The organism is Microbacterium xerophyticum (genome assembly GCF_053543555.1).
The window spans coordinates 1-15,944 of record NZ_JBLVOB010000002.1 but is presented as its reverse complement, the minus strand read 5'-3'; the positions used below and the strand labels follow the sequence as shown (position 1 = coordinate 15,944).

The following is a 15,944-nucleotide window of genomic DNA, read 5'->3' as shown; positions in this document are numbered from 1 at the left end:
CTCCACGCGCCCTCAGCGCTTTCGCGCGCGCGGTCAGCGCTTCGAATCGAACGGGCCTCTCCGCGTCGAGACGATGTCCTTGCCGAGCGGCATGAGCGAGATCGGCACCATCTTGAAGTCGGCGATGCCCATCGGGATGCCGATGATCGTCACGCACAGGGCGATGCCGGAGACGATGTGCCCGATCGCGAGCCACCAGCCGGCCAGGACGACCCACACGACGTTGCCGAGGAAGGCTCCGACCCCGCCTCTGGGCTTCTCGATGATCTGCCGCCCGAACGGCCAGAGGGCGTAGCCCGCGATGCGGAACGAGGCGATCCCCCAGGGGATCGTGACGATCAGGATGCACAGGATGATGCCCGCGAGCGTGTAGCCCAGGAACAGCCAGAATCCGGACAGGACCAGCCAGATGACGTTGAGGATCGTGCGCATGCACTGATTCTGACAGCCGCGCCCGGGAAGGCGCTGGGGGTGTCGGTCACTCGGATTCGTCTGGCCAGTACCTGGGCGTGCCGTCCTCGTTGTAGCCGAAGCTCAGGCGGGCCGTCGGATGCTCTGTTGCAGGTCGGTCTTCGACCTCGACATTCGTGGCCGTGGTGGCGCCGGGGAGCTGGATCTCCGCGATCGTGGCCCAGTCGCCGGGTTCACAGGTGCTGTCCGCGTAGATGGTGGCGGAGTCGAAGAGCTCACCCGGGCTGAAGTCGATGGTGACGCGCTCCACGTGGGCGTCGGGCTTCGCGGCTTGGATGGCAACATTGCGGACCTCACCGGTGTAGGTGCGGGTCTTGATGTCGGTCCACCCGTTCTCATCCAGCCATTCTCCGATGCGGTGCGCGGCCTCGGCGGGTGTGCCGTCGATTCTCCATCCCTCGGGAGTGGTGCGGCCGAAGCGGAAGTCGTAACCGTCATTCCCGCAGGATCGTGGAGTGTCGCCGTATCGTTCGAGGCGCCATTCCCCATCGAGGATCTGCATCTGCACGTCGGCGACCGCGGCCTTGTACTCGAAGTTCACCGTCCTGGCCCGCTCGAACAGATCCTCATCACTCACAGATTCCCCACATCCACTCAACACCAACAAGGCACCCACGAGGACGGGCATTGCTGCAACGTGCCGGGTCAGCGCACGCATCACTCGGATTCGTCGCTCCAGAATCGGCGTTCGCCGTCCACGGTGTACCCGAAGCTCGGGTCAGCGGTGGGGTGCTCCGTGGTGGGCTGAAGTTCGAGGTTCTTCTCGTCGTTCGGATATCCGGGGCGTCGCAAATCGGAAATTGCTTTCCAATCGCCGGGTTCGCAGGTGCTGTCGGCGTAGATGGTGGCGGAGTCGTAGTGTTCGCCGGGGCTGAAGTCGATGGTGATGCGCTGGACGTGGGCGTCGGGTTTTTCGGCCTCGATGACGACGTCGGCGATGTCGCCGGTGTATGTGCGGGTCTTGATGTCTGTCCACCCGTTCTCGTCCAGCCATTCCCCGATGCGGTGAGCGGCCTCGGCGGGTGTGCCGTCGATCCGCCACCCCTCAGGTGTGGTGCGGCCGAAGCGGAAGTCGTAGCCGTCATTCCCGCACGATCGCGGGGTATCGCCATATCCCTCGACGCGCCAATCTCCATCGAAGATCTGCAGCTGCACCTCGCCGACCGCGGCCTTGTACTCGAAGTTCAGCGTCCTGGCCTGCTCGAACAGACCCTCATCACTCACAGATTCCCCACATCCACTCAACACAAACAACGCTGTCGCTGAGACCGCGACCAGTCCCAGCAGCGACCGACGACGTGTCATCGTGTCGATTCCCCTGCCATCGCGGCGTCGACGAGATCGATGACTGTCTGTTTGAAGGACTGTGACACCGGATCAAGATATCCCACCGCCTCGTCGTCCATCACCGGGGTCAACCGCGGAGAACCGAATCCGCTCGGTTGGCTTTGCCAGCCGTCGACCCGGTAGATCCACTCCGTGCTGCGCTGCGAGTTGTGTCCCTCGGTGCGCTCTCCGTGCTCGCCCGTCCCCTCACCGTAGCCGGGCACCCAGCCTCCGTCGGCGCTGAACTCGTGGACCCCGCCGATCTCGCGGGGATCACGCTGGTGCTCGGATACCGGCCAACGGCCGATCGGGGCGATGATGTCGTCATCGGCGTGGGTGGCGTGCAGGGTCAGCACTTGGTCGCGAATCTGCTCCTCCAGTTCTCTGACGGTGTCCTGTGTGACTCCGGCCGAGCCGTAGAGCCAGGCGCTGTCGACGAGACCACGGTTGTCGGCGATCATCTGGGTTCCTGCGGTTGTGCCGAGCGAGTGAAGACCGAGATTGAGCTGCGCGTCCGGGTTGTTCACTTCGAAGCCGCGGAGCAGCTGCTCCATCCGCTCCGCGCCGGCATCCGGACGCTCGATGTTCCACACATTGCCTGTGTCGCCGGAGTCCCACTCCATGAACAGGACTGTCGCGGTCGTCGTAGACGAGTCGCGCTTTCCGAGTTCGCGATCGAGTTCAGCTTTCAACTCGATGGCGCTGTCTGACCATTCGCCGAGCTGACCCGTGTCTGTGGCGATACCGTGTGTCAGCGTCGTGATCTGATTCGCCGCGTCCACGTCACCGAACCCAACGCTCACCCGCGGACTGCCGTCGTCTGTCTCCAGGAATAGAGATAGCAAGGACATTGGTGGTTCTGGATTCTCAACGGTGCTCTTCAGCAGGGAATCAAGCTCCTCAAGTTGACTCCGCTGCGTCTCGTTCAGATCCCCCGCGAGCAGCTGCCTCAACGTCTCGCGATTGAACTCCGTCTTGTCGGCCGCGCGCAGCCCGTTGAGGTTGCCGATGGCGAACGGGGCGAGTGCGAAGAGCTGGGCGAGCGGTCCCGTCTGCCACACGCCTTCGCCGTCGGATCCGCGAGACGATTGAGCCTCGAGTCCCTCCCACAGTCGGATGGCACGGTCAGGATCGACGAAGCCGACCGCGCTCGCGAAGTCGGGGTGTGACGCGATCCACGCCTCGACCTTCGAGCTGTCGGCAGTACTCAGCCATTCGAGTCGAGCCGCAGAGGCGTCGGAGAGGGAGATCTCCAGCCGCTCCGCCAGACCGAGGTGCGTGATGGGTCCCATCGGATACGAAGACTCCACGACGCCCCAGTACGTCTGCGATATGCGCAACTCCTCGCCCCAAGCCCCGCGCACCTCGTCTCCGCCACTGATCCTCTTCAGTTCGCCGGCGATCGACTCCTCGGCATCATCGATGTCGCGGCGGAATCGCTCGATGTCGGACTGCAGATCGCCGACCGCGCGATCGGCGGCGTCCGCCGCGTGCAGGGCATCCATGCGATCCGCGCGCGCACTCGTCGTCGTCGAAGAATCCTGATCGGCATCGAATGCCGCCCAGTAGGCGGTCTCCGCCGTCTGAGCCTCCGCGTGCGCGTCGGCGTGGTCCTGATTCACCGTGACGATCCGCGCGGCGAGCTCCTCACGGCGCGCCTTCAGCGACGGAAGGATGTATGTCGCGGCATCCGACAGCACACGGCGGCCTTCGAACATGGCCGTGACGAAATCCTGCATGGACGCGGTCGGCGGGTCCAGCATGATCGCCGCGCCTTCGGCACCGGTCACGTCGAACACCTCCGGGATGCGCTTCCAACGTTCCTGGGCGTCGAGCATCGCCGACTGCAGCGTCGTCGCGGCAGTGGTGATCTGCTCCACGAGTGCCTCGACAGCGCCGGCGTCGACCACGTGCGGAAGCGATGACGAGACGGCCGCCCTCATCGGTATGACCCGTCGGTCACGTAGGCCGCGTAGGGCGCGATTCCCCACGCATCCTCGGCGTGCTTCTCCGCCGTCGAGACGTTGTCCGCCATCTGCTCGTCTCCGGCGACGATCGCGACCGTCGCCTCGCCCACCGCCGCCGCCGAACCGCTGACCGAATGCATGAGCTTGCCGGGAACGAGCCGGCGCTGCGACATGAACGATTCCCAGGCGGAGGAGAGCACGGTGCGCCCGTCCGCGGTCAGAGCCGCCCTGCCGTTCGTCGCCGCATCGTCGATGCCGGTGTACGCGCTCTCGAACTGCGGACCCAGGTCGTCTATGCCGGCGAGAACGCCGAGCACGCCATCCGGATCGACCCGCCACTGTCCCAACGCGACCCCCCGATCGTGCGCGGATCGCGCAACCTCGGTCAGCTTATCGGCAGGGCGGATGCTTCGGCTAGAGGCGGCGACCGACGTCCGTGCCCCGGCCTAGACTCGTAAGGTCATGACCGAAGCTCCTCTCATCGTTCCCGCCGTTCCGGGCCAGCCGGGCCAGGACGACCTCCTCGCCGGCCTCAACCCCCAGCAGCTCGAGGCGGTCACGTATCGCGGCCCCGCCCTGCTCATCGTCGCCGGTGCGGGCTCGGGCAAGACCAGCGTGCTCACGCGACGAATCGCCTCGCTGCTGCGCAGCCGGGAGGCATGGCCGAGCCAGATCCTCGCGATCACCTTCACCAACAAGGCTGCGGGTGAGATGCGCGAGCGCGTGGTCGATCTCGTCGGTGATGCTGCGCGCGGCATGTGGATCTCGACGTTCCACTCCGCGTGCGTGCGGATCCTGCGCCGCGAGGCCGACCAATTCGGCTTCACCAAGTCGTTCACGATCTACGACTCCGGCGACTCGCGCGCTCTCATCAAGCGGCTGGTGAAGGAGCACGAGGCCGACGCGTACGGACTGACGCCGGCATCCACGCAATCGCGCATCTCGAAGCTCAAGAACGAGCTCGCCGACGCCGAGTCGTTCGCTCGCCAGGCCAACATGTCCGACCCCGCGGAGCGCAAGTTCGTCGAGATCTTCTCCGATTACCAGCGTCAGCTGCGCAAGGCCAACGCCTTCGACTTCGACGATCTCATCGGCCAGACCGTGTTCCTCTTCCGGGCGTTCCCGAAGGTGGCCAACACGTATCGCCGCCGGTTCCGGCACATCCTGGTCGACGAGTACCAGGACACCAACCACGCCCAGTACGCGCTCATCCACGAGCTCACGCGACCCGTGTCGAGCGATTCTCCAGATCCATATGCCGCGAACGGCATGATGATCTTCGAGCCGGAGACCACGCCAGAGCTCCCCGGTGCTTCTCTGACCGTCGTCGGTGACTCGGACCAGTCGATCTACGCGTTCCGCGGGGCCGACATCCGCAACATCAGCGAGTTCGAACGCGACTTCCCCGGGGCCCGTGTGGTGCTGCTCGAGCAGAACTACCGCTCGACGCAGAACATCCTCTCCGCCGCGAACGCCGTCATCGGCAACAACTTCGACCGCAAGGACAAGAAGCTCTGGAGCGACAGGGGAGCGGGCGACAAGATCGTCGGCTTCACCGGCTATTCGCAGCACGACGAGGCCCAGTTCGTCGCCGACGAGGTCGAGGCGCTGCACCGTTCGGGCATGCCCTACTCCGAGATGGCGGTGTTCTACCGCACGAACTCGCAGTCGCGTGCGCTGGAGGAGATCTTCATCCGCTCGGCTGTGCCGTACAAGATCATGGGCGGCACGAAGTTCTACGAGCGTGCCGAGATCAAAGACGCCATGGCCTACCTCATCGCGGTCGCGAATCCCGCAGACGAGATGTCCGTTCGCCGTATCCTCAACAAGCCGCGGCGGGGCATCGGCGACGTCACCGAGACCGCGATCGCACGTTTCGCCGAAGACCGCGGCATCTCGTTCCGCGATGCCCTGTCTGTGCCGGCCGCACTCGGTGTCGGCCCGAAGATCCAGGCGGGCATCGGCCAGTTGGACGCCGTGCTGAAAGAGGCGACCGAGATCCTGCTGCCGTCGTCCGGCGAGGTGCCGCCGTCGACCTCCGTGGCCGAGGGGCTCACGCTGCTGCTCGCGAAGAGCGGGTACCTCGACGCGCTGCGTGCCAGCCGTGACCCTCAGGACGAGGCCCGCGTCGAGAACCTCGACGAACTGGTCGCCGTCACCCGTGATTTCGCCCGCAACAACCCGGACGGCACGATCGTCGACTTCCTCACCGAGGTGGCGCTGGTCGCCGACGCCGATGATCTGGACGACGAGTCCGGCTCGGTGTCGATGATGACGATGCACACGGCCAAGGGGCTGGAGTACGACGCGGTGTTCGTCACCGGCGTCGAAGAAGACCTCATCCCGCACCGCATCTCAGCCGGAGAACCCGGTGGCCCGCAGGAGGAGCGCCGTCTGTTCTACGTGGGCATCACGCGTGCGCGCAAGCGACTGCACCTTTCCCTGGCGATGACCCGTGCGCAGTTCGGCGAGGTGTCGGTGGCGATGCCGAGCCGGTTCCTGCAGGAGATCCCCGGCGACCTGGTCGACTGGCGCCAGTCTCCGGGAGACGTGAACTCCCGCGGCGGCATGCAGTCGCGTGCGCTCAACGCTCGTCGCGGCGGCGGATCCGGCGGCTTCGGCTCGGGTGGTGACCGCTTCGGCGTGAAGCCGCTGGCACCGCGCGACACCCTCAAGCCGCTGTCGACCTCGATGGACAAGTTCCCCAACAAGGTCACCGGCAAGGTGCGCGACAACGGCGACCTCGAACTCGCCGCCGGCGACCGCATCCGTCATTCCGATTTCGGGGAGGGACGAGTGGATGCCGTCACCGGCGAGGGCGCGAAGCGCATCGCTCACGTGCGATTCGAGTCCGCCGGGCTGAAGAAGCTCCTCATCAAGATCGCACCGATCGAGAAGTTGTAGCGGGCTCAGCCGTTCGGGTTCGCGCCGGCCATGGCTGCGGCATCCCGTACGGCGTCATCGAAGCCGGCCGATTGCGACAGGCCGGCGACACCGAGACTGCGGCCCTGCGGGTCGCTCGCGATGACCCGCATGCCGCGCGCACGGCACCATGTGGCCAGCGCGGCGAGCATCCATACCGCGACGGATTGCAACTGCGTCACCTCGGTGAGATCCAGAACGATGACCGCCGGTGAATCGCGATCGGCCGGGCGCGCCTCGAGCCAGGTGTCGAGATCGAGCAGCAGACGCTCGGCGCCGTCGAAGTCGATGTAGCCGCGCAGACGCCACACCGCCAGGTCGTCGGCGTTCTCCTGCAGGATCTGCGAGGCGACGTCGTCCTGTTCCGCGCCGAGCCCGGCGGCCAGCTCGTCATTGGCGGAGGTCACCTCGGCCGCCGACAGCGTCAACGGACGATGCAGCACGTGAAGTCCGAACCGTGTCGCGAGCTGCTGAGCCGCCACGACGCCGCGCACGCTCGCACCGCTCGCATCCAGTCGCGGGCTGAACAGGCCCAGACCGAACTCACCGGGCGAGCTCGCGACGAGTCCACCCGCGACGCCCGACTTCGCCGGAAGGCCGGCGCGAAGCAGCCATTCGCCTGCGTAGTCGTACATGCCGCATGTGGCCATGATGGTCATGACGTGCTGGCAGGTCTCCGCACTGGTCACTCGCAGTCCCGTCAGCGGGTTCACGCCGCCGTTCGCGAGAGTCGCCCCCATCACGGCGATGTCGCGCGCGGTGACGAGCACGGAGCATTGCCGGAAGTACGTGTCGAGCGTCTCGGTCACAGGCGCGGTGAGCGAGCCAGCGCCGCGCATCAGGTAGGCGAGCGCGCGGTTGCGGTCGCCGGATTCCTGTTCGGAGGCCAGCACGGCATCGTCCACGCTCAGCTCGCGGCCGGCGAAGGCGCTGAGGCGGGCGAGGATCCGCTCGAAGCGCTCTTCGGAAGACTGCCCCGTGACGAGCGACGTCGTCACGATCGCGCCCGCGTTGACCATCGGGTTCGGCGGTCTTCCGGTGCCTGCCTCGAGCTTGACGGAGTTGAACGCCTCACCGCTGGGCTCCGCTCCGACCCTGTCGTGCACAGCATCCAGCCCCTGATCATCGAGCGCCAACGAGTACACGAACGGCTTCGAGGCGGACTGGATCGTGAACTCCACGCCCGTGTCGCCGCTCTCGTAGACGCGACCGTTGAGCCCGCACAGGGCGATCCCGAAACGCTCCGGATCGGCGCCCGCCAGTTCCGGGATGTAGTCGGCGACCGAACCTCGAGTGTCGCCGACGAGTCGATCGTGCACGACGTCGAGAAATGACGTGACGATGTCGGAGAGCTTCTCGGGGGCTGCCATGGGCCCATGCTACGGGCCGGGCGGGTGCCACTGATCTCGCGCACGATCAGCGTGGATGCCGGCGTCAGTGCGCTGCGGGTTAGGCTGATCGATATGGCATTGTTCTCCCGCCGCAAGAAGACCGACGACGCGCCGTCCGAGTCGCAGACGCCGATCGAGGCGGATGCTCTCGACGAAGCCGTCGAACAGGAGCAGGCACCCAGCGAACCGGTACCCGAGATCGGGATCTCGGTTCAGGCGTTCCGTGGAGTCGGCGCGACGGCCGGACCCGAGGTGAAGCTCCCGGATCCCGATGAGTCGAAGCCGAGCAGTCCTGTCGCAGCGGCGCGCCCCACGGCGCCGACGCCGGCGCCCGTACCTGAGAAGCGCTCTCTTCCGCTCGCTCCTGCGCTGCCGCCGGCACAGACCGAATCGGTTCCCGGTATGAAGGACAACGTGCTGCTGCGCACCGCGCTCGCCGAGATCGAAGAGGGCGCGACGAACGAGCAGTTGATCGGCGTTCTGAGGCAGATGCTCCAGGGCCACCTCTTCCTGCGCGTGAGCGGCGATGCACGCGCGCAGATCAGTGAGGGCAAGCCGCTGTCGGTGGCCGTGGTGCGCGACGGCGATCGGGCGTTCATGCTCGCGTTCAGCTCGGCGGTCGCCGTGCGCGATTCCGTGCAGCGCGAGACGGATCCCACTGCGACCTCAGCCGTCGCGCAGCCGGTGACCGCTGTGCTGCAGCAGGTCGTCTCCGGTGGTTTCACGGGGCTCATCGTCGACAACGCCTCAGGGGTGCACCGCGCGGTGTTCCCGGTCGAGATCCTGAAGAAGGCGCTCGAGCAGGCCGACGCCGAGATGACGATCAAGTCTCTCCTCGCCGCTCCGCGCGAGCAGGACACGGCGCAGAAGGTCGGCGACGCTCTCGCCAAGACGAAGGTCTGGGTCGCTGTCAGCGACGGCACGAGCGGTGCGCAGGTCGGCATCGCCGAGGCGCAGACCACCGATGGGCGCCGCTTCCTGCAGGTGTTCTCGCATCCGCTCGAGGTCGTCGCCCTCGGACGTGGCGACAAGCCGCTGCCGTTCAGCCCCGAGCAGCTCGCGAAGGTGCTCACCAGTCACGCGGGGATCGCCGGGGTGCTGGTCGATTCGGCAGGACCGTCGCTCATCGTCGAACGCGATGCGCTCGGCGCGGTGCTCGTCCTCGCGGTCGATCTCGGCGACTGAGACTACCGCGTTCGGATCGCCCGCCCTAGTCTCGGAGCATGGCTTCTGAGCGCGTGACGTTGACGGTCTCCGACCCGGAGGGGGAGCAGGAGATCGACCTCTCCAGCCCGAACAAAGTGATCTGGCCCGCCGCCGCAGACGGCGGTATCACCAAGGGCGAGTTGGCGGACTACTTCCAGGCTGTCGCTGAGCCCTTCCTCAACGCGAACGGCAACCGGCCGGTGTCTCTGGAGCGCTTCCGCGCGGGCATCGGGGGAGAGAGCTTCTTCTCGAAGAACCCGCCCAAGGGCACCCCCGACTACGTGGATTCCGTGATGGTGACTTACAACAGCGGGCGTCAGCATCCGCAGATCGTCCTCAATCGACCCAGTGCGATCGTGTGGGCCGCGCAGATGAACACGATCGTCTTCCACCCGTGGGCGTCACTCGCGACAGACACCGACAATCCCGTCGAGCTGCGCATCGATCTCGACCCGCAGCCGGGAACCGACTTCGCGGATGCCGTGATCGCCGCACACGGTCTGCGCGAAGTGCTGCGCGAGGCCGAGTTGGAGCCCTTCATCAAGACGAGCGGTAACCGCGGCCTGCACGTGTTCTGCCCGATCCAGCCCACGCACGAGTTCCTCGACGTGCGTCACGCGGTGATCGCCGCCGGGCGAGAGCTGGAGCGGCGGATGCCGAAGCAGGTCACCACGAACTGGTGGAAGGAAGAGCGCGGTGAACGCATCTTCGTCGACTTCAACCAGGCCAACCGCGACCGCACGATGGCCGGTGCGTACAGTCCGCGCGCGTTGCCGGCGGCCACCGTGTCGACGCCGGTGGGATGGGACGAACTCGACGGTCTGGATCCGACAGCGTTCACCATCCGCAGCATCCCCTCCCGTCTGGCAGAGATCGGTGACCCGTGGGCGGGTATTCAGGACGAGCCCGGTCGGATCGACACGCTGCTCAAGTGGTGGGAACGCGATCTCGAGAACGGCCTCGGCGAACTGTCGTTCCCTCCGGACTTCCCGAAGATGCCAGGTGAGCCGCCCCGTGTGCAGCCCAGCAAGAAGGTCGCGGAGAACTGGGATGCCGAGGGCAACCGCGTCGAGGACTGAGTGACCAGCGCGAATCGACTCGCTCGCTCAGTACGACGGCGCCTCGTAGGTCTTGGCGGCATCCGGGTCACGGATGCTGTCCGGATCCTGCACGATGTTGATGTTGTCCGTGTCGTCGCCATCACCGGCGAACCAGACGAAGACGGTGCCGCCGGCGATCGGTGCGTCCGGGATGGGCGTGTACAACCGGCCCGTCGCCTGCTGCTGCCCGGAGGGCGTCGGGTAGCTCGCGGTGACCGAGAACAGCGGGTGATCGCCGAACAGCCACGTGTGGTGGAAGTGGACATGTTCGACGACGCCCTGCACGCGCGTGCCGGTCTCGTGAAGGACCTTCCTGCGCACGATGTTGTCGCCGTGGGTGCGCGTCTCGCGCGTCGCGCTGCGGATCCGTCGCCAGGCGAGAGCCGCGAAGATGACCGAGACGGCGGCGATGATGAGGATGGCCAGGGGATCGGTCGGATCGGCTGATGCGATCGAGGCCGTGGCGACGAGTGCGCCGATCGCCGCGCCAGACAGGGAGGCGGCGGTGCCCGCATCGGACATGAGCGGCAGTCTGGTCGTCCAGGTCGGCGAGTAGTCGACGGCGAATGCGGTGAGCGACCCGCCGATCAGGCAGCAGGCGGCGAGCCAGGGATCGCTCGGCCGAGCGGGCCAGAGCGGCCCGATCGGAATGATGGTCGGTACCAGGTACGCGGCCAACGCCCACGCGCCGACGGCAGTGAGGGCGCCGGTGACCCCGAGCAGCACGATGAGTGCCTTCCAACCGCGCATGGTCACCTCCTTTGTGGAAAGGAGGTTATCAAGCGTGGGAGTCGCTCCCGATCACAGGTCCGCGATCACACCAGCACCTCGGCGAGGTCGTAGCCGGCCACGGTGTCGAGCTGGTCGTAGGTGCACGAGCGCGCATCGCGGTCGGGTCGCCAGCGCTCGAACTGCACGGTGTGCCGGAATCTGGCACCCTCCAACTGGTCGTAGCGGACTTCGAGCACCTTCTCCGGGCGGAGCCGCACGAACGAGACGTCTTTCGAACCGGAGAATCTGCTGCGTTCGCCCTCGCCCGTCACCGCGGCGCCGTCCTCATCGCGCTCAACGAGGGGCGCGAGCTCGTCGACCAGTTCCTGGCGCCGTCTGTCGCTCCACGCGGCGACGCCGCCGACCTGACGGAGGACGCCGTCCGCGTCGTAGATGCCGACGAGCAGCGATCCGACGCCGGAGCCCGACTTGTGGATGCGGTAGCCGAGGGCCACGACGTCGGCCGTGCGGGCGTGCTTGACCTTGATCAGCGTGCGCTTGCCCGGCGCGTAGGGCTGATCCAGGGGTTTCGCGACAACACCGTCGAGGCCGGCGCCTTCGAACTCTTCGAGCCACTGCCGGGCGGTGTCGGGATCTTCGGTGGTACGGGTGAGATGGAGTGGATGCTGCGCCTCACCGAGCAGCGCCTCAAGTCGCGCCCGGCGCTCACGGAACGGCCGCTGCTGGAGATCTTCATCGCCGTCGGCGAGCAGATCGAATGCGATGAACATCGCCGGGGTCTCGGCGGCGAGCCGAGCGACGCGGGATGCTGCGGGATGAATGCGCTGGCTGAGTGCTTCCCAATCGAGTCGCTGCGCGCCCGGCTCGCCGGTGGCGACCACGATCTCGCCGTCGAGCAGGCACGGGCCGGGGAGGATCTCGGACAGCGCCTCGACGAGTTCGGGGAAGTACCTCGTGAGGGGCTTCGCCCCGCGCGAGCCGATCTCGAGCGCGTCCCCGTCCCACGCGATCAGACCGCGGAAGCCGTCCCACTTCGGTTCGAACAGCATCCCGCCGCCCGTCTTGGCAGGGTCGGGAACGGCGGCTGCGGCCTTGGCGAGCATGGGCGCGGGGATCTCGTACGGCATGCGTCCATCATCCCGGTACCCGCGTCGCCGCGGAAGAGCGCTCTTCGGTGCGCAGAATGGTCTGGCGCTCACAGCCAGACGTGTCATCCTGAGAACGATGAACGAAACACAGGGGCCGACCCCCGCAGGCACGTCCCGTCCATACCGCAACCTCACCGAGGCGCTTCGTGCGCACCGCATCGACGCGCAGAACCACGAATACATCACCGCGATCACGGATGCCGTCGGCATCTCCTCGTTCATCGATCGCGGTCGCTACATCGAAGCGATCCGCACCGGCGACGGTGCGCCGTTGCACATCGGCAAGACGTACACGAACGGATTCACCGAGGGCGAGCAGATCGTCGTCGGCGGGACCGTCCTCCGGCTGCGCCCGAGCGAGGGTCGTGAGCCGTACTTCTACGTGACCCATCCCAGCGAGTTCCGCCCCATCGCGGAGAAGACCGCTTCTGCGCGCGCGCCTCGCAAGACGGCATCCGCAGTCAGTGCACCGCGCCCGACGAAGACGATCGAACGCGACTACGGCACATGCGACGTCTGCTTCATGGTGCGCAACGCATCAGGCGGGTGCAGCTGCGACTGAGTTCCTGCAATCCGCCTGGGCCTCACCAGATCACTGCGATCGCGGCGTTCGCGAAGGCGAGCCCGCCGATGGTCCAGAAAAGGCCCGCAGGTGCACGCTCGCCGGTCTTGCGTTGCCTGCTGATGCCGATGCCGATGCCGAGGACGGCGCCGAGCACGACGAGAATCGCGAACTTGACGCTGAGCTTCAGATAGTCCAGCTCGATACCTGCAGGCCACGGCGCGGCGAGTGCGAGCCCGCTGGCCAGCGAGATCCAAAGGCCGACGTCCATGACGTGCGTCGCACGTCGGCGCTTGCTGGCGACTTCGGCGAACCACGATCCGAACGTGATGGCGAAGCCTGCTATGTGGACGAGGATGACGATGGCACGAAGCGTGTCCATGACAGATCTCACTTTCAGTGTGGTTGCGCGTGGGGCGGCGCTGGTCTGGAACGGTGGATGCTGAAGAGCACGGCGAGTGCGGCTGATCCGACGACCTGGAAGACGAGCCACACCGGCCCCGAGCCAGAGACGCCTTGGCTTGTGACGGTGAGCGCAACGATGGAGATCACGAGCCACGTGATGTCGTAGGCGGCGAGAAAAAGAACGTGCCGACGTTCCGGTCGGTTGCTCGCGAGTATCTCGGCGATTCCGGATACGGCGAGCCCAAGAGCAGTGACGACGACGAGCCAATTCGGCGCCCCCAGCCAGGCGCCGAGCGGGGCGGCGAAGACGGCGTACGCTGCGGCAAGCACCAGCTTGAAGCATCCATCAGCAAGAACCCCGCCTCGGATCGCGCGTGAGCCGCCGCTTCTACGGCTCATGAGTGTCGCTTCCGGCTGCTCGCAAGCCCATAGGCCGCTCTTGCCGTATCGGTTCGCTGTGCGACAGCGAGCAGAGCGCTCGCGAGATCGGCTCGATGCACGACACCCATCGCGTTCGCGTTCTTGACGAGCTCATAAGGCCCTTCGGGGTCGTCGATCAGATAACCGGGTCGCACTATCGACCAGACGATGTCGTCCTCCGATCGGATGAGCAGCGCCTCCATCGCCTCGAGGTCGGCGTACAGATGCTTTCCGAACCACCTGACGACGGGACGCACCGTCCACCTGAACCAGAACGGTTCGCCGGTCGCCACCCGCAGGACGGGAGACGCCGAGGTGACGACGAGACGGCGCACGCCGGCGCGCCGCATCGCGTCGATCACATGCTTGGTACCCGCGGCGCATACCGGCGTGCGATCGCGATTCGTATTCTTCCCGAGGGCGGATATGACGACGTCAGTGCCCGGTGGCAACTCGAAGCCATCTCCGCGGACCACGTCCGCCTCGAGCACCTCGGCCTCGGCCGGTAGGCCGGTGTCACGCGGCGTGCGTACGAAAGCGGTCACGCGATGGCCGGCGCGCAATGCCTGCTCGACGACGAGCCGTCCTGTTCGCCCACTCGCTCCTACGACGGCTATATGCATCTTTCCTCCAAGATCCTCAGGGACGCGACAGCATCCGTATTGATAGTACAGTTTGACTACCGACATTCACTTTGACGTGGACTGGGGCGAGAGATCAGGATGTGCAAATGACCGCGACTCGACTACTGCTTCTCGGCGCTGTGCGTGAGCGCGGGGCGGCACACGGCTACCAGGTTCGCCGTGATCTGGAGTCATGGGGCGTGCAGTTCTGGGGCAACGTCCAGCAGGGTTCCATCTACCACGGGCTCCGGAAGCTGCATGATGACGGCCTTCTCGTGCAGGCGGCGACGGAGCATGGTGGGGCGGGGCCGGTACGCACGACCTACACGCTCACCGCAAAGGGCGAAGCTGCCTTCCACGAACTGCTGGAGCAGGCACTCAGCTCCGACCGTGCAGATCTCGCCATGACGATCGCTGGAATCGGCTTCATGACCGAGCTGACCCGGGAACGGGTGCTGGACCTGCTGCGCATGCGCGTGCGCTCGTACACGGAGTGGCGAGCCCGCGTCGTCGATCCATATGAACAGGAACCCGACGCCGACTGGCAGCATCACGTGGAGGCGATTCGGCTCTGGGCTCACACCGCGGACAGCGCCCTCGAATGGACACGAGCCCTCATCGGTCGGCTCGAGGGCGGGGCCTACGTGATGGCGGGAGAAAGCTGAGGGATACCCGCGTCAGCTGAGGTCCGACTGCAGGCGGCGGGTGACCTCGGCGATCGGCATCGCCCGCGGGAAGACCGCGACCACCATGTCGTCAGGCGCTTCGTCCGCGCTGTCCGGAAGAACGCCGTACCTGCGACGGACATCGTCCAGGGCGCTCTGCAGCACCGAAGGGGCGACGCGCTTCGTCCCGCGGAGCAACTGACGAAGCACGTGATTGTGCACCGCGGTGACGAGGGCGGCGAAGCCGACGGCGTCGAGCGGATCGATGCCGGGCAGCGCGCCCCGAAGGTACTCGTCGAACAGCCGCTCGTAACGGAACACCGTCACGATCTCGCGCTCGCGCAGCGCCGGCACCTGCCGTACGACCTGATAGCGCAGGCGGGCGATCTCCGGGTCGCGGGCGAAGTGGGAGAAGACGTGCTGGGATGCCTGGCAGACGGCCTCCCACGGGTCGCGGTGGCCTTCGGCGAGAAAGGCCCGCACCTCCTCGAGCAGTACTTCGTGGTCGGTGAAGACGACGTCCTCTTTGCCTCCGAACTGGCGGAAGAAGGTGGAGCGTGAGACGCCGGCGGCTTTGGCGATCTGCTCCACCGAGGTCTGGTCGAAGCCCTGGGCACGGAACAGGTCGAGCGCTGCGGCCACGACGCCGGTGCGCGGTTCTGCGTTCTGCTGCATAGCGAGAAGCCTAGACGTGTGCGCGCAGGATGCGTGTGCACACGGATGCGGACGCGGTGATGCTCAGAACGGTGGGGCGATTGCGGAAGAGGTCGGTGGTGGCGTGCTCTGATGTCCGGTGGGTGTGGTGACTTGGACTGAGTTGTCTGGGCGGCTGCGGTAGATCGCTCGGGTGAGGTGTCGGTTTCTGTGGTCGCGGGGGCAGAGGGGGCGGAGTTCGTGGAGGTTGGTTTTGCCGCCGTGGGCCCAGGGGGTCTTGTGGTCGATGTCGGCGTCTTGGGCGAGGCGGTTGCAGCCGTCTCTGGCGCAGGTGCCGTGCTGAAGGGCGAGC

The 15,944-nt window shown here is 66.4% G+C and carries 18 protein-coding genes; 5 read left to right on the top strand and 13 right to left on the bottom strand.

The features are described 5' to 3' along the window. Positions 1 to 33 precede the first annotated feature (33 nt). From ACNPNP_RS00630 to ACNPNP_RS00610, 5 genes are all read right to left on the bottom strand, one after another. On the bottom strand, positions 34 to 432 hold the full coding sequence (locus ACNPNP_RS00630; protein ID WP_448964138.1) for a YccF domain-containing protein: 399 nt from the start codon (positions 430 to 432) through the stop codon (positions 34 to 36). A gap of 46 nt (positions 433 to 478) precedes the next feature. Beyond that, on the bottom strand, positions 479 to 1,048 hold the full coding sequence (locus tag ACNPNP_RS00625; protein WP_448964137.1) for a hypothetical protein: 570 nt from the start codon (positions 1,046 to 1,048) through the stop codon (positions 479 to 481). 80 nt (positions 1,049 to 1,128) lie between these two features. Further along, on the bottom strand, positions 1,129 to 1,695 hold the full coding sequence (locus ACNPNP_RS00620) for a hypothetical protein (protein ID WP_448964136.1): 567 nt from the start codon (positions 1,693 to 1,695) through the stop codon (positions 1,129 to 1,131). Positions 1,696 to 1,772: 77 nt separating this feature from the next. Continuing rightward, positions 1,773 to 3,740 carry an alpha/beta hydrolase gene (locus tag ACNPNP_RS00615; protein WP_448964135.1) on the bottom strand — a complete coding sequence of 656 codons (1,968 nt, stop codon included), beginning with the start codon at positions 3,738 to 3,740 and terminating at the stop codon, positions 1,773 to 1,775. Further along, on the bottom strand, positions 3,737 to 4,111 hold the full coding sequence (locus ACNPNP_RS00610; RefSeq protein WP_448964134.1) for a DUF6507 family protein: 375 nt from the start codon (positions 4,109 to 4,111) through the stop codon (positions 3,737 to 3,739). The genes ACNPNP_RS00615 and ACNPNP_RS00610 overlap by 4 nt, the downstream gene beginning before the upstream one ends. Before the next feature lie 115 nt (positions 4,112 to 4,226). On the opposite strand from ACNPNP_RS00610, the gene ACNPNP_RS00605 reads away from it, so the two are divergent. Further along, on the top strand, positions 4,227 to 6,668 hold the full coding sequence (locus tag ACNPNP_RS00605) for an ATP-dependent helicase (protein ID WP_448964133.1): 2,442 nt from the start codon (positions 4,227 to 4,229) through the stop codon (positions 6,666 to 6,668). Between the two features lie 5 nt (positions 6,669 to 6,673). On the opposite strand, the gene glsA is transcribed toward ACNPNP_RS00605, so the two are convergent. Then, a complete protein-coding gene (gene glsA / locus ACNPNP_RS00600) occupies positions 6,674 to 8,056 on the bottom strand; it encodes a glutaminase A (protein ID WP_448964132.1) in 1,383 nt (460 codons plus the stop codon). A 93-nt stretch (positions 8,057 to 8,149) separates the two neighbouring features. Between glsA and ACNPNP_RS00595 the strand changes: the two genes are divergently transcribed. Both ACNPNP_RS00595 and ligD read left to right on the top strand, forming a co-directional pair. Then, on the top strand, positions 8,150 to 9,262 hold the full coding sequence (locus ACNPNP_RS00595; protein WP_448964131.1) for an SseB family protein: 1,113 nt from the start codon (positions 8,150 to 8,152) through the stop codon (positions 9,260 to 9,262). Positions 9,263 to 9,300: 38 nt separating this feature from the next. Next, entirely contained in the window at positions 9,301 to 10,362 is a 1,062-nt protein-coding gene (gene ligD / locus ACNPNP_RS00590) for a non-homologous end-joining DNA ligase (RefSeq protein ID WP_448964130.1), read from the top strand. A gap of 27 nt (positions 10,363 to 10,389) precedes the next feature. Here the strand turns inward: ligD and ACNPNP_RS00585 are convergent, their stop codons facing one another. Together ACNPNP_RS00585 and ACNPNP_RS00580 are read right to left on the bottom strand one after the other, a co-directional pair. Next, positions 10,390 to 11,133, bottom strand: a complete 744-nt coding sequence (locus ACNPNP_RS00585) for a hypothetical protein (protein ID WP_448964129.1) — start codon at positions 11,131 to 11,133, stop codon at positions 10,390 to 10,392. 65 nt (positions 11,134 to 11,198) lie between these two features. Beyond that, positions 11,199 to 12,242 carry an ATP-dependent DNA ligase gene (locus ACNPNP_RS00580; RefSeq protein ID WP_448964128.1) on the bottom strand — a complete coding sequence of 348 codons (1,044 nt, stop codon included), beginning with the start codon at positions 12,240 to 12,242 and terminating at the stop codon, positions 11,199 to 11,201. A gap of 97 nt (positions 12,243 to 12,339) precedes the next feature. Between ACNPNP_RS00580 and ACNPNP_RS00575 the strand changes: the two genes are divergently transcribed. Continuing rightward, entirely contained in the window at positions 12,340 to 12,825 is a 486-nt protein-coding gene (locus tag ACNPNP_RS00575) for a hypothetical protein (RefSeq protein ID WP_448964127.1), read from the top strand. 22 nt (positions 12,826 to 12,847) lie between these two features. Here the strand turns inward: ACNPNP_RS00575 and ACNPNP_RS00570 are convergent, their stop codons facing one another. From ACNPNP_RS00570 to ACNPNP_RS00560, 3 genes are read right to left on the bottom strand one after another with little or no spacing between them, the layout of a single operon-like run. Continuing rightward, positions 12,848 to 13,207, bottom strand: coding sequence for a Fe-S protein (locus ACNPNP_RS00570; RefSeq protein ID WP_448964126.1), 360 nt, complete (start codon positions 13,205 to 13,207; stop codon positions 12,848 to 12,850). Between the two features lie 14 nt (positions 13,208 to 13,221). Next, positions 13,222 to 13,629: a hypothetical protein gene (locus ACNPNP_RS00565; protein ID WP_448964125.1), complete on the bottom strand. Its 408-nt coding sequence runs from the start codon at positions 13,627 to 13,629 to the stop codon at positions 13,222 to 13,224. Further along, positions 13,626 to 14,273, bottom strand: a complete 648-nt coding sequence (locus ACNPNP_RS00560) for an NAD(P)-dependent oxidoreductase (protein WP_448964124.1) — start codon at positions 14,271 to 14,273, stop codon at positions 13,626 to 13,628. Before ACNPNP_RS00560 ends, ACNPNP_RS00565 begins: the two co-directional genes overlap by 4 nt. A gap of 107 nt (positions 14,274 to 14,380) precedes the next feature. On the opposite strand from ACNPNP_RS00560, the gene ACNPNP_RS00555 reads away from it, so the two are divergent. After that, positions 14,381 to 14,938, top strand: coding sequence for a PadR family transcriptional regulator (locus ACNPNP_RS00555; RefSeq protein ID WP_448964123.1), 558 nt, complete (start codon positions 14,381 to 14,383; stop codon positions 14,936 to 14,938). A gap of 12 nt (positions 14,939 to 14,950) precedes the next feature. On the opposite strand, the gene ACNPNP_RS00550 is transcribed toward ACNPNP_RS00555, so the two are convergent. After that, the gene (locus ACNPNP_RS00550; protein WP_448964122.1) at positions 14,951 to 15,613 is read right to left on the bottom strand and encodes a TetR/AcrR family transcriptional regulator; all 663 of its coding nucleotides are present in this window, start codon (positions 15,611 to 15,613) and stop codon (positions 14,951 to 14,953) included. Positions 15,614 to 15,676: 63 nt separating this feature from the next. Then, the coding region (locus tag ACNPNP_RS00545; RefSeq protein ID WP_448964121.1) for an HNH endonuclease signature motif containing protein at positions 15,677 to 15,944 on the bottom strand (268 nt) is incomplete at its 5' end.

Excerpts from the sequence above, each read along its gene's own strand:
- ACNPNP_RS00565 (WP_448964125.1), bottom strand. The coding sequence starts at position 13,629 with ATGAGCCGTAGAAGCGGCGGCTCACGCGCGATCCGAGGCGGGGTTCTT.
- glsA (WP_448964132.1), bottom strand. The coding sequence starts at position 8,056 with ATGGCAGCCCCCGAGAAGCTCTCCGACATCGTCACGTCATTTCTCGAC.
- ACNPNP_RS00575 (WP_448964127.1), top strand. The coding sequence starts at position 12,340 with ATGAACGAAACACAGGGGCCGACCCCCGCAGGCACGTCCCGTCCATAC.
- ACNPNP_RS00560 (WP_448964124.1), bottom strand. The coding sequence starts at position 14,273 with ATGCATATAGCCGTCGTAGGAGCGAGTGGGCGAACAGGACGGCTCGTC.
- ACNPNP_RS00605 (WP_448964133.1), top strand. The coding sequence starts at position 4,227 with ATGACCGAAGCTCCTCTCATCGTTCCCGCCGTTCCGGGCCAGCCGGGC.
- ACNPNP_RS00585 (WP_448964129.1), bottom strand. The coding sequence starts at position 11,133 with ATGCGCGGTTGGAAGGCACTCATCGTGCTGCTCGGGGTCACCGGCGCC.
- ACNPNP_RS00570 (WP_448964126.1), bottom strand. The coding sequence starts at position 13,207 with ATGGACACGCTTCGTGCCATCGTCATCCTCGTCCACATAGCAGGCTTC.
- ACNPNP_RS00550 (WP_448964122.1), bottom strand. The coding sequence starts at position 15,613 with ATGCAGCAGAACGCAGAACCGCGCACCGGCGTCGTGGCCGCAGCGCTC.
- ACNPNP_RS00555 (WP_448964123.1), top strand. The coding sequence starts at position 14,381 with ATGACCGCGACTCGACTACTGCTTCTCGGCGCTGTGCGTGAGCGCGGG.
- ACNPNP_RS00615 (WP_448964135.1), bottom strand. The coding sequence starts at position 3,740 with ATGAGGGCGGCCGTCTCGTCATCGCTTCCGCACGTGGTCGACGCCGGC.
- ACNPNP_RS00580 (WP_448964128.1), bottom strand. The coding sequence starts at position 12,242 with ATGCCGTACGAGATCCCCGCGCCCATGCTCGCCAAGGCCGCAGCCGCC.
- ACNPNP_RS00630 (WP_448964138.1), bottom strand. The coding sequence starts at position 432 with ATGCGCACGATCCTCAACGTCATCTGGCTGGTCCTGTCCGGATTCTGG.
- ligD (WP_448964130.1), top strand. The coding sequence starts at position 9,301 with ATGGCTTCTGAGCGCGTGACGTTGACGGTCTCCGACCCGGAGGGGGAG.
- ACNPNP_RS00595 (WP_448964131.1), top strand. The coding sequence starts at position 8,150 with ATGGCATTGTTCTCCCGCCGCAAGAAGACCGACGACGCGCCGTCCGAG.